Raw genomic sequence first — 12380 nt, forward strand, 5'->3', positions numbered from 1 at the left:
TAAGGGCAAAATACGTCGCAGAATTTGAAAAGTATGACTTTTCTCATCCTGCCTCATATTTTGCCTTTATTATTTTATAAGACTGAGGAGATTGTCATGGCATTATCACAGCCAGCAACTTTCAATGAAGAATGGTCAGATGAGCGTGTGTTTGCCTACCTTAACCAGCTTCCTCCAGCTGGCGTAAATGCCGACTTTCATGTGCTCTACCATGCCTTCAAACATATGCGTCCAAATGACTATGAGCGCTTGCTTACCAAGTTTTTGGCAGATGGCCGTGACTTGAATGCAACCAATCCTGAAGGCCAACGCATTCATGATGTGATTGCACAATTTCCTCGCCAGAAAGCGGGTTTTCTGGAAGTTTTAGCGAAGTTTGCTTAATCAACGCTACAATAAAGGCCACATAATTTATCAATATCAATAAATTGAAGCGTAAATTATGTGGTTTTTAATTAAAATAATGATATTTCTTAAATTCTCTGATAAATAGATTACTAATAATACAATTTTTATATTTTAGCTATTCTAACTAAGACCATGACTGATCAAAACACAACTGTAATTAAAACTGATCCTGTAAACCATCATTTAGCCGATTTAACCATTATTAGCTTAAAAAGGTTTATCTTTTTATCAATTATTTCTTTAGGGTTATACGAGCTATGGTGGATTTTTAAGGCATGGCGCTTTTTCGCAATTAAAGATCATTTAAATATCATGCCGGCTGCCCGAGCTATTTTTTCCATTTTCTTCTTATATTCCCTGTTTAAGAAAATCCGGGAATATGCCAAAGCGCAAGGCGATGTTCAGGAGTTTTCTGCAGGCTGGATGTATATCGGCTATATCCTTTTCGCCTTAATATTCGCCAACTTACCAGATCCTTACTGGTTAATTTCATCAGTCAGTTTTATGTTCCTTATTCCCGCTTTTGTAGCCCTTAATCATGCCAAAAAACAGGATGATCAACTCAATGCGGTGATACAGGAAAAATTTAATATTGCTCAAATTTTTGTGATTATTATTGGGTCTATCTTCTGGATACTCTTATTGATAGGGTTTTTTTCTTGAAGTTTAAGGGTTAAAAAGACCATAAGATTGGCGTATATCATAAAGCCTGCATGATGCAGGCTTTGTTATCCCTGAATTAGCGGCTGCCGATCAGATAAATACCGAGTAAGGTAAATATTCCGCCTGAAACTCCATCAATCCATTTGGCAAAGTTTTGGTATGCATTGCGAAATGTCGGCAGAGAAAATACAAAAGCGACCAGGACAAACCATAAAATCGTTTCAATCGAAACAATAATAAAAAGTAATGAATGATGCTGGTCAAATAGTGGGTTTGCCAGAAACAGTGAGAAGACACTGCCAAAATAGATAATGGCTTTAGGATTGGAAAGATTGGTCAACAAGCCTTTCATAAAAAATAAATAAGGTGACTGAGGTAAGCTTATTGGATTTATAGTTGGGTTATTTTTAGAGAAAGCAGAGCGAAGCATTTGAAAACCAAGCCAGCACAAATATAGCCCGCCAGCGATCAACAGTCCTTGCTTAAGCCATGCCATTTTTTCAAAGATGATATTGAGTCCCATCAAGGCAAGCAGTGACCACAACATTGCTCCTAGACAAATCCCCAGTACCACCAGCAAGGCTTCTTTGCGCGAGCGGCTAATTGCGGTTTGTGAGACTAAGAAAAAGTCAGGTCCAGGTGTAATCAATGCACAGAAATGAATAAAAATGAGTGTAGTTAATGCAACGAACACGACTCACCTCAAGGTTGAGATTTTAAAGGGCAAGCTTATATAAAAAACGTGATTTTTACCATATAAAAATTTGAAAACCTAAAACAAAAAAGCCTCGATAACGAGGCTTTTTTTAGGGGATATTTGGGTTAAACCAGAATATCCCGTTTACCATTGGCACCCATCGAGCTGACGATGCCATTTTCTTCCATCTGGTCAATGATCCGTGCTGCACGGTTATAACCCAGGCTAAATTTACGCTGTAATGATGAAGTCGATGCTTTGCGTGTTTCTAAAACGAAAGAGACACATTGATCATATAACGCATCTCGGCTCGGATCACCATCCCCATCTTCAAAACCACGCGATGTAGGTTCTTCATCAAATGGCGTGAGAATCTCATCCACATAATCTGGTTCACCACGTTCGCGCCACGCATCACAGATACGGTTCACTTCATCATCACTAATGAAGGCACCATGCACACGCTCAGGCTCGATTTTACCCGGACCAAGAAACAGCATATCACCATGACCGAGCAAGTCTTCTGCCCCACCCGCATCCAGAATGGTGCGTGAGTCAATCTTACTGTTGACACGTAGTGCCACACGGGTTGGAATATTCGCCTTGATCAGACCGGTAATCACATCCACCGAAGGACGTTGTGTGGCAAGTAACAGGTGAATCCCCGCAGCACGAGATTTCTGTGCCAGACGGGTAATCATTTCTTCAGCCTTTTTACCGACCTGCATAATCATGTCGGCAAATTCATCGGCCACGATCACAATGGAAGGTAACGGCGTTAAACGCGGTGCACGCTCACCCACAACTGAATCACTGGCTTTCCAGGTTGGATCAATCAGGTCTTCACCATTGGCAATTGCTTCTTCGACTTTACGGTTATAGTCACTAAGCTTACGGATTTTCAGGAATGACATCAGTTTATAACGGCGTTCCATCTCATTGACACACCAGTTTAATGCGCTAACCGCATCTTTCATGTCGGTGACAACAGGGGTCAGTAGATGAGGAATATCGTTATAGTTGGCCAATTCCAGCTGTTTTGGATCGATCAGAATCAGGCGTAACTGCTCTGGTGTGTATTTCAGCAACATCGACAAAATCATCGAGTTCACTGCAACCGACTTACCCGAACCTGTGGTCCCCGCAACCAGCATATGCGGCGCTTTACCAAGGTCAGTAATAACAGGATTGCCTGAAATGTCTTTACCCATCGCCATAGAGAGCATACCCGCAGGATCTTCAAACGCTGGCGTTTTCAACAACTCAATCAAGCGTACCATTTCACGGCTGCTATTCGGCACTTCAATTCCGATATATGGTTTTCCTGCAATCACTTCAACCACACGGACCGAGGCCATCGACATGGAACGTGCCAGATCGCGGGAAATATTGGTGACTTTAGAGGCTTTTACACCAGGTGCCAGATCCAGTTCGAAACGTGTTACTACGGGTCCCGGCTGGGCTTCGACTACCTGAGCCTTGACGTTAAACTCTTGTAGTTTGATCTCTAAAAGTTCAGAAAGACGGGCTAATTGCTCGGCAGTAAAATTGACCTTTTTATTTGGATCGACTTCATCCAGCAATTCCAGACCCGGTAAGGTCGGCAGATCATGGCGTTTTTGCGCGACTTGCATGGCGCGTGACATTGGACGACCAAAGGCATCGGTTAAAGGTGCATCCAGATCAAAATCTTCTTCAAGATCAAAGTCTGGCTCGGGTTCAGCTTTACCTGCTGTTTCTTGCCATGCTTCAATAAATGCTTCTTTAGACAAAGCTTCTTTCGGTGCAGACTTCACTTCAATCGGTGCTTTGACGAAAGCAGATGATTGCGCATAACTTGTGGTCCGTGGAGCAGCAGCATGTTCACGCTCCTCTTCAACCAGAAGATCATTGAATTCATCAAATTCCTCTGCAACAGCATGCGGCTTTTCTTCGTGTACGGGATTTTGTACAGTAGCAGGAGTTTGAGCAGCATTGTTCTGATTAGATTCATGAATCAGAGCTTCAATATCCGCCTCAAACTCGTTTTCCTGCTCAACCGGTGTATGTGGCATTGTCGGAACGTTTTGCGTGAATGGCGTATGTGCATCTGTAGCAGTTTTACTGTTCGGTACCGCGGCCAACAGCTCATCAAAGATCTGGTCATCATTCCAGTCCAGATGGCTGGCATTGGCTTGCTGCATAACCGCTTCAGCGTGGGCTGAGGGTTCAAGTGGTGTAGTCATCTGAGCTGACTCATCAGCAGCACGGAGTAATGCATCAATCTCCTGTTTATGACTGGCATCATCACGTTGTAATGCACGCCATACTTCACCTGTTTTGACTAAACGCTGACTTTCAGTTTCAAATTGACGTGCACGTTGTAAGGTCTGCTCGAACTCTTCATCTGGCACATTCGCTGGATGCGGCTCAGCGCTTTGTTGCTGTTCTTTCGCCACCACATCGGCAAATAATTTTTCAGCCATGAGCTGATGGTGTGAATCATCAATTTTAATTAGCTTGGCCTGAACCTGATTGGTTTTGCTCTGGTTTGTATTATCCTGACTCTCGCTCTCTGCTTGAGCCTTGGTCGTGACCGCTGGTGTTTCAGCCGGCGTCAACTGTTCGGTTAAATCATATGCAGATTCATTTTGCGGCACATTCTTATAGAACAGGTCTTGCAAATACGCAGGCGTATTCTTCAAGGTTACCCAGGTTTTGTTCCATTGAATCCCAAAAGCCAAAGTCAGCAACAAGATACTGAAAGCAAGTAAAAATAAGGTCGCGCCATAAATCGTCAGCAATTGAGAGAGACTTCCCCCCAACTCATAACCGATAATACCGCCAGCGGCATTCTCCAGCGTATCTGCCGGCATGTTCCAATGTAGATACAACAAACTTGAAATTGAAAGAATCAGGAAGAACTGGGCTGCATAACGAAATGGGCGGTTCAGAAAGCTTCTCGGCCACCAGACCTGAATTGCTTCTATAAACAGGAATAAGGGAATAAGCAGGCTTGCCCATCCCAGAAAGCCAAAGAGTAAATCTGCGATCCAAGCACCGGCCACACCGCTTGCGTTCGAAACCTGCTGGGTATCGCTGGAAATATGCATCCACCCCGGATCAAACGGTGTATAGGTGACTGTGGCAAGAAATAAATAAATGCCAAAGGAAATCAAAAATAATGTCATTAAAAAGCGTTGTGCATAAACACTTGACACCGCAGTCATATACAGTCCTGTAACCCAATTCGTTATTTGTTGGTATCTTTTAAGGCCTAACTTACCTTAATCAATAAGTTTTATATTATGCACTCGTTCTTACAAAAAAGATGCACGATTATTTACTGTTGTTGTTAACATTCTGCACGGATATAGCCCAATTCGATTGAGTTAATCAATATTATCCGGATCGATTTGCCCCACTCCCCTCTCGATTCACGTATAATTTTAGCAGTTTCAATATAAAAAGGATGTTCTTTAATGAGCGCTCGTCACTCACGGTTAATTATTTTGGGTTCTGGTCCTGCAGGTTATAGTGCGGCAGTCTATGCAGCACGTGCGAATCTCAAACCGACACTCATTGCTGGTATACAACTTGGTGGTCAGTTAACCACAACCACTGAAGTTGATAACTGGCCTGGTGACCCTGAAGGATTAACTGGTCCTGTACTGATGGAACGTATGCAAGCCCATGCAGAACGTTTCGGTACAGAAATCGTCTATGATCACATCAATGAAGTTGATCTTAAGACTCGTCCATTCGTGCTGAAAGGTGATATGGAAGAGTACACATGTGATGCGCTGATTATTGCAACAGGGGCAACCGCACAATATTTAGGTCTTGAATCTGAAGCTGCCTTTATGGGCCAAGGCGTAAGCGCATGTGCAACTTGTGATGGTTTCTTCTATAAGAACCAGAATGTGATGGTGGTTGGTGGCGGTAACACTGCCGTTGAAGAAGCACTGTATCTTTCTAATATTGCAGCGCATGTTACGCTGGTGCATCGTCGTGATAGCTTACGTTCAGAAAAGATCTTGCAAGATCACCTGTTTGCCAAAGAAAAAGAAGGCAAAATCAGTATTATCTGGAACCATCAGGTCGATGAAGTCTTAGGTGACAATACCGGTGTAACCGCTGTTCGTATTAAATCGACCCAGGATGCAAGCACTCAGGACGTTCAGGTTCAAGGTCTGTTTGTTGCAATCGGCCATAAACCTAATACTAGTATGTTTGATGGACAATTGAACTTACGCGATGGCTATATCCAGGTACACAGTGGTACGGCGGGTAATGCCACTGCGGCTTCAATTGAAGGTGTATTCGCAGCGGGTGATGTCGCAGATAGCGTTTATCGTCAAGCGATTACTTCAGCGGGTTCAGGCTGTATGGCAGCGCTTGATGCAGAAAAATATCTCGATAATTTAAACTAATTAGGCCAAAATTTAAAAACCACCAGTCATTGGTGGTTTTTTTATGCCTGCCTCCCTACAATCAAAATGATGTCTTTCTAAACAAAGTTATTTTCTAGACAGAAATATATTGATGAATAGGATGGATAATAAATGACAACAAGCTGGACCAATGGCTATCAAACTGAAGTGAATTATACCTATGGTTATTATCGAGATCTTAGTCCGAATTTCCAAAAGTTTTGTTTATTACTCAATGGAATCGACAGTCCAGACTTTCAGGAAAACCAGAATCACTGCGAACTTGGCTTTGGTCAAGGCGTTAGTATCAATATTCATGCCACTAGCAACCAATCCAGCTTTTATGGCAGCGACTTCAATCCAGCACACGCCGCACATGCCAATCAACTGGCGGAGCAAAGTAAGGTTGAGCATTATTTCTATGACGACAGTTTTGAAGAGCTACTCAACCGTCAGGATTTACCGATGTTCGATTCGATTAGTTTACATGGAATCTGGAGCTGGATCAGTCATGAAAACCAGCACATTATTTTAAAATTTATACGTCAGTTCTTAAAGCCCAATGGCATTGTCTATATCAGCTATAACTGCCTCACCGGCTGGGCAGCCAATATGCCGATCCGTGAACTGTTTCATAGTCATTTTAAATTTAATAGTAAAAGTACCAACCCCTTACAAAAGGTCAATGAAGCCCTTAATTTTAGCGAAGAACTATTAAAACAAAATCCTATTTTTGTTCAGCGTAATCCTAATACCGCTCATAAAGTGGCTGATCTCAAGCAGCAAAATCCCAATTATTTAATTCATGAGTATCTCAATCAGGACTGGCAGTGTTTTTCGTTTCAGCAAGTCGTTCGCATAATGGATGAAATTAAATTGTCATATGCGGGTTCAACGGATCTAAGTACTCACTTAGATAACATCAATTTTTCTGAACAACACCAAGCATTTTTAAAAGCAATTGAACACCCGATTTTTAGACAGCAATGTCGTGATTATTTTGCCAATACTCAATTCAGACGCGATTTATTTATCCGTGGCAAAAATAATTTAACCCCCTTACAAGTTCAAGAACGTTTGAGAAAAACTGCCTTTGTCTTACTAACCGCCAAGGAGAAACTGCCTCATAGTATCAATGGACTTTTAGGTACATTTAATTTAATTGAAGAAATTTATACGCCGATCGGAAATAAATTTTCAGAGGAAAATTATCGTCCAATCACCATTGCCGAACTAGAACAAAGTTTTCCTGAACTGAATTACGCCCAAATTCTCAATGCTTTGGTGATTTTATCACATCTAGGTTTGGCTCAGCCTTGCCAGACACTGGAACCGAATAATGAAATACTGCAACAAAGTCATCGCTTAAATCATTATTTATTAGAACAGGCAAGTTTTCATCAAAACTATAAGGTCTTAATTAGCCCAATTACAGGTATCGGAATTCCGACGGAGCATTTCCATCAACTGTTCTATCGCGCACATTTCATTGATGGTTTAGCGTCAGTAAGTGACTTTGCACATTATGTTCAGAATGTCATCAGTCAGTTAAATTGGTTGGTTTTAGAAAGTGATGGAAAATCCATTACTGACCGAGAAAAAAGTCTCGAAGTTATTCAAGCTAAAGCACAGCTTTTCTTGGATAGTAACAAACTACAAATTGCGAAACAGCTACGCTTATTTAATTAAAGCTGTTTTGGGAATGGTAGCTCCAAAGATTGCCATTCCTACCCAGTTCAGTTAGTTTAGAATCATTCCTATTTACTTTGTTTGCTATGCAACCACTTCCCCCTTCTCAATATATTTTTCCAGATCCTGTAGAAGCCGATCCTGAAGGCCATGGCTTTATCTGTATTGGTGCTGATCTTCATCCTTCTACCTTATTTGAAGCCTATACACATGGTCTGTTCCCCTGGTTCAATGCAGATGAGCCGATCTGTTGGTGGAGTCCTGAACCGCGCTGTGTGATTGAACCACAGCAATACAAGCCCAGTAAGTCACTCATTCGCAATATGAAAAAGCATGATTATCGAATCACCGTGAATCGTGCTTTTGAACAGGTGATTCGTTCCTGTTCCTTACCTCGCAGTTATGCCAATGAAACCTGGATCAGTGAAGACATTATTCAAGGCTATTGTGACTTATTTAATGCCGGTTATGCCTATAGTGTGGAAGTCTGGCAGCAAGAGAAACTGGTGGGTGGTTTATATGGCGTCAGCATCGGTAAAGGCTGTTTTGGTGAGTCGATGTTTAGCACTGAAACCGACGTGTCGAAAATGGCATTCTACGCCCTGATGCTGATCGGACGGGAAAACCAGCTGCCGTGGATTGATTGCCAGCTGGTCAATGACCATCTTTTAAGCCTTGGTGCGAGTACACTTTCTCGCCAAGCCTATCTTAAATCGTTACAAGATGTAATTATTGCCCCCTCTATCAATTGGAAAAGTTATCAAGAACGTGTATTTTCAAGTAAAACAATAGCAGTTTTTGCCACATTAGACGGTTAACGGATTAACACCTTGGAGGGACAGATTAATGAAATCATACCAACCCAAGTCCCTTTTAAATGACTTACAGTACTATATTACCCCACCGCATGATTGTAGTTATCTCGATAATAAATCTGCGCGGATGGTCTTTCTGGACCCGATTCACCGTATTGATGTGGTGACATTGTCAGAACTTTCTCGTGTGGGTTTTCGTCGTAGTGGTGATTTTGTCTATCGTCCTGAATGTCACTTATGTCGTCAATGTTTATCCTGTCGTGTTCCCGTGCAAGATTTCAGCATGAATAGCAGCCAGAAAAAGGCTTGGAAACGCAATCAAGATTTACAAATGAGTATTCTTCCAACCTCGCAGGCCACTCAGCAACATTACGATTTATACGAACGCTACATCAATGAACGCCACTCAGATGGCGATATGTACCCAGCGAGCCTAGACCAGTTTGAAAAATTTCTGGTGCATAGCTGCACCGAAAGCTTTTTTATAGAATTATGGAAAGACCAGAAATTGGTCGCGGTCTCCACCTGTGACCTGATGGATGATGGACTGTCAGCGGTTTATACCTTCTTCGATCCTGATGAGCAACGCCGCTCCTTAGGTGTGTTCGCAATCCTGAAACAGATTGAATATGTCCGCAGCTTGAATCTGGAGTACTTATATCTGGGTTATTGGGTCCCGCATTCAGATAAAATGAATTATAAATCGCAATATACCCCACTGGAATTATTACTGGATGGTCAATGGCGCAGACTCAACCGCCCACTCGCAGACAATGAAATCCAGCAACTCGGGAATTCATTGATGAGTACCTTACCCTCTGAATGGAATAATTTAATTATTAAATAACGCAGCAAAATCATCAGTGCATGTTTTGACCATAATCACGGCATGCTCTCTGGAACCATCAGGGTTTGGATAATAATTCTTACGTAAGTCAATTTGATGAAAACCTGTTTTTTCATACAAACGAATTGCGGCTGTATTACTTTCACGGACTTCTAAAAAAATCTGGATTGGATTGTTTTTTAATTGCTGGATAGATTGGTCCAATAATTTATAACCAAGACCCTTGCCCTGCTGACTCGGATGGATCGCCATCAACAATAAATTAGCCTCATCCAAAACGGGCTGCAGAATACAAAAACCGACGACCTGATTAGCCTGTTCGTAAACCGTACATTGATATGAAGCTAAAGACTCCTGAAACTGCTGCTTATTCCATGGATGGGTCTGGACCAAGCGTTCAATGGCTGCCACACTTTCCAGATCACTGTCTCGCATCAATCGAATCACAAGTTAACACTCTAAAAATTACTGTGGCAGATTATCGACAATTTCAGCTGAAAATTGAATAAAAAAATGGGCAGTTTTACTGCCCTTAAACATTAACTTGGATTAAAGCCCAATTCAGCCCGCCATTTATTCAGTAGTTCGGTCGTATCGTCATCATTAGGATGGAATTTCGGTCTTAAGAAAGACAGCAATGTTGGAATCTGACGTGTCATAAAGCCTTTATAACCATACATAAACTTCAGCATGTACTTGGTATCACGCCAGGTCAGTTTGCCATCTACCTGCAGTAATTTTGCAGTGAAATAAGATTGGGTGATAAAGATCAGCCCCATGGCAATCACCAAAGCCAATGAACGCATGAAATAGGCTTTAGCACCCTGACCATACATCGACTCATACACATCAAAAGCGACAGCTTTATGTTCATTTTCCTCTACCGCATGCCACATCCATAAATGGTACATGGTCTCATCCATAAACATGGCCTGGATATCCGGATTACTCAATAACTCTTCGGCAATGGTCGAGGTAAAGTGTTCTAAAGCACAGGTCCCGGTCAAACTGATCATTTCTTTGGTGAAACCAAAAGGTTTCAGGAGTTTCGAGGTTACTCCAATGGTTCGGTTAATCAAACGGCCGGTTTGTGCTTCCATTTTACGGACATTGTATCCATAGGCCTGGGCAGATGCATTGAAAGCCAAATGCTCTTTTGAATGCATCGCTTCCTGACCAATGAAGGCACTGATTTCTCTCTGCAATCTAGGGTCAGCCAGTTTGGGATCATTACGGACTGCACGGGTACTATTTACAAAGAATTGCTCACCTTCTGGAAATAGTGCTGAAAGCGCAGTCATAAAATGGGTTAAGGCAGCATCTCCATTGGCCCAGTAACGTGGTACTTCACCAAATTCAAAATCCATTCGGCGTACAGGGAAACTGGCGCCAGCTCGGTTTGAAATATTGACTTTAGCATTCATACCCTTTTCTCCTATCCGTGAATATTCTTGATAAATCATGCTGAATAGTTCATTTATACGCCCTTTTCAGTCGTTCTCATAAGTGCAGATAAGGTCAGAAAAACATCATATTAGGACATGTCGCCACACTAAAAATCATCTATGAAATGAGCGCTGCAAAATAAAAAAAGGGCAATTTTGATTGCCCTTTTTTAAACCATACACTTCAAAATAAAAAGTTAGAAACCAAGTTTTGCTTTCCAGTCTTTTAACAGCTGAACTGTATCCAGATCATTAGGATGGAAACCAGGTTTAAAATAAGCCAGCATCTCCCCGGCCATGCCGGTAATAATGCCTTTTGAAGGGCTATAACCATATTTATAAATCATGGCCAATTCTTTAAAGTTCAGCTTCTTGTCCTGTTGCAACAAACGTAAAGTGAAATAAGACTGGAGGATAAAAATCAAGGCCATGGCAAATACCAGCGCAGATGTACGCAAGCTATAGGCTTTTAAACCTTTACCAAATACTGCTTCATAAACATCATAAGCCACGGCCTTATGCTCATTTTCCTCGACTGCATGCCAGAACCACATATAGGACATGGTGTCATCGGTCATTAAGTCCTGAATATGCGGGTTACGTAATAACTCAGAAGCAATGGTCGCCGTAAAATGTTCTAATGCTGTGGTTGCGGTAAGATTGACCATTTCTCGGGTCATACCAAAAGGTTTGACCACCTTAGAAAAATTGCTTAATGCAAACTGGATATAACGCCCTGTGATCCGTTCTAACGTTCTGACATCATGGCCATATTTCTGGGCTGAGGCATTAAAGTTAACATGCTCTTGCGTATGCATGGCTTCCTGACCAATAAAGGCACTGATTTCTTTTTGTAGCTCTTCATTGTCTTTAATCGCCGGGTAATAACGAACCGCACGCACTGCATCAATAAATAATTTTTCACCATCTGGGAACAGCGCAGATAAACCTGTCATGAAGTGGGTTAAACCTGCCGAACCATTCATCCAGTATTCAGGGACCTGATCAAAATCAAAATTCATACGACGGACTGGAAAGCTTGCACCCGCACGATTTGAAATATTTACTTTAGCATTCATGCTGCCAACTCCTTTTCAGTGGAACTTTCCACTGAGCACTTTTGTCTGTTTCTTGCGTTTTATATTACGTGGTTATGTAAATCAATTAAGTGCAGTTTGGGACAGCAAGCTATCAGTTTAGGACACTCTTACCAATGGATTGTCTAACAATAAACAAAAAAAAACACCCCAAAGGGGTGTTTTTTATCACTCTAGGCGATTATGCAGTTACTTTAGCAACAACACCAGCACCTACAGTACGACCACCTTCACGGATCGCAAAACGTAGACCTGGGTCCATTGCGATCGGGTGGATTAACTCTACTGACATTTCTACGTTGTCACC

Annotated in this window: 12 protein-coding genes; 6 read left to right on the top strand and 6 right to left on the bottom strand. The window is 41.9% G+C overall.

The features are described from left to right. Nucleotides 1-96: 96 nt before the first annotated feature. Nucleotides 97-384: a PA4642 family protein gene (locus tag IEV39_RS09530; protein ID WP_005283978.1), complete on the top strand. Its 288-nt coding sequence runs from the start codon at nt 97-99 to the stop codon at nt 382-384. Nucleotides 385-540: 156 nt separating this feature from the next. Next, nucleotides 541-1071, top strand: coding sequence for a hypothetical protein (locus IEV39_RS09535; RefSeq protein ID WP_005283975.1), 531 nt, complete (start codon nt 541-543; stop codon nt 1069-1071). Nucleotides 1072-1147: 76 nt separating this feature from the next. Here IEV39_RS09535 and rhtC read toward each other — a convergent pair whose 3' ends face one another. Further along, nucleotides 1148-1765, bottom strand: a complete 618-nt coding sequence (rhtC, locus tag IEV39_RS09540; protein ID WP_005229055.1) for a threonine export protein RhtC — start codon at nt 1763-1765, stop codon at nt 1148-1150. 128 nt (nt 1766-1893) lie between these two features. Continuing rightward, nucleotides 1894-4977: a DNA translocase FtsK gene (locus IEV39_RS09545; RefSeq protein WP_005283972.1), complete on the bottom strand. Its 3084-nt coding sequence runs from the start codon at nt 4975-4977 to the stop codon at nt 1894-1896. Between the two features lie 252 nt (nt 4978-5229). On the opposite strand from IEV39_RS09545, the gene trxB reads away from it, so the two are divergent. From trxB to IEV39_RS09565, 4 genes are all read left to right on the top strand, one after another. Then, nucleotides 5230-6180, top strand: coding sequence for a thioredoxin-disulfide reductase (trxB, locus tag IEV39_RS09550; protein ID WP_005283969.1), 951 nt, complete (start codon nt 5230-5232; stop codon nt 6178-6180). A 132-nt stretch (nt 6181-6312) separates the two neighbouring features. Further along, nucleotides 6313-7869 (top strand): class I SAM-dependent methyltransferase, encoded by a 1557-nt coding sequence (locus tag IEV39_RS09555; RefSeq protein WP_005283966.1) that lies wholly within the window; start codon nt 6313-6315, stop codon nt 7867-7869. 86 nt (nt 7870-7955) lie between these two features. After that, the gene (aat, locus tag IEV39_RS09560) at nt 7956-8687 is read left to right on the top strand and encodes a leucyl/phenylalanyl-tRNA--protein transferase (protein WP_005283963.1); all 732 of its coding nucleotides are present in this window, start codon (nt 7956-7958) and stop codon (nt 8685-8687) included. Nucleotides 8688-8715: 28 nt separating this feature from the next. Further along, a complete protein-coding gene (locus IEV39_RS09565) occupies nt 8716-9531 on the top strand; it encodes an arginyltransferase (RefSeq protein ID WP_005283961.1) in 816 nt (271 codons plus the stop codon). On the opposite strand, the gene rimI is transcribed toward IEV39_RS09565, so the two are convergent. From rimI to IEV39_RS09585, 4 genes are all read right to left on the bottom strand, one after another. After that, nucleotides 9517-9978: a ribosomal protein S18-alanine N-acetyltransferase gene (gene rimI / locus IEV39_RS09570; RefSeq protein WP_188382617.1), complete on the bottom strand. Its 462-nt coding sequence runs from the start codon at nt 9976-9978 to the stop codon at nt 9517-9519. The genes IEV39_RS09565 and rimI overlap by 15 nt on opposite strands. A gap of 92 nt (nt 9979-10070) precedes the next feature. Then, nucleotides 10071-10955: a metal-dependent hydrolase gene (locus tag IEV39_RS09575; protein ID WP_005229049.1), complete on the bottom strand. Its 885-nt coding sequence runs from the start codon at nt 10953-10955 to the stop codon at nt 10071-10073. Nucleotides 10956-11173: 218 nt separating this feature from the next. Next, complete coding sequence (locus IEV39_RS09580) at nt 11174-12055, bottom strand: metal-dependent hydrolase (RefSeq protein WP_005229048.1); 882 nt, start codon at nt 12053-12055, stop codon at nt 11174-11176. Between the two features lie 199 nt (nt 12056-12254). Continuing rightward, on the bottom strand, nt 12255-12380 hold a 126-nt coding region (locus tag IEV39_RS09585), incomplete at its 5' end, for an EF-Tu C-terminal domain-related protein (protein WP_075192013.1).

The sequence above is a fragment of the Acinetobacter courvalinii genome, assembly GCF_014635545.1.
GTDB lineage: Bacteria > Pseudomonadota > Gammaproteobacteria > Pseudomonadales > Moraxellaceae > Acinetobacter > Acinetobacter courvalinii.

Excerpts from the sequence above, each read along its gene's own strand:
- IEV39_RS09530 (WP_005283978.1), top strand. The coding sequence starts at position 97 with ATGGCATTATCACAGCCAGCAACTTTCAATGAAGAATGGTCAGATGAG.
- IEV39_RS09535 (WP_005283975.1), top strand. The coding sequence starts at position 541 with ATGACTGATCAAAACACAACTGTAATTAAAACTGATCCTGTAAACCAT.
- IEV39_RS09545 (WP_005283972.1), bottom strand. The coding sequence starts at position 4,977 with ATGACTGCGGTGTCAAGTGTTTATGCACAACGCTTTTTAATGACATTA.
- trxB (WP_005283969.1), top strand. The coding sequence starts at position 5,230 with ATGAGCGCTCGTCACTCACGGTTAATTATTTTGGGTTCTGGTCCTGCA.
- IEV39_RS09555 (WP_005283966.1), top strand. The coding sequence starts at position 6,313 with ATGACAACAAGCTGGACCAATGGCTATCAAACTGAAGTGAATTATACC.
- aat (WP_005283963.1), top strand. The coding sequence starts at position 7,956 with ATGCAACCACTTCCCCCTTCTCAATATATTTTTCCAGATCCTGTAGAA.
- IEV39_RS09565 (WP_005283961.1), top strand. The coding sequence starts at position 8,716 with ATGAAATCATACCAACCCAAGTCCCTTTTAAATGACTTACAGTACTAT.
- IEV39_RS09575 (WP_005229049.1), bottom strand. The coding sequence starts at position 10,955 with ATGAATGCTAAAGTCAATATTTCAAACCGAGCTGGCGCCAGTTTCCCT.
- IEV39_RS09580 (WP_005229048.1), bottom strand. The coding sequence starts at position 12,055 with ATGAATGCTAAAGTAAATATTTCAAATCGTGCGGGTGCAAGCTTTCCA.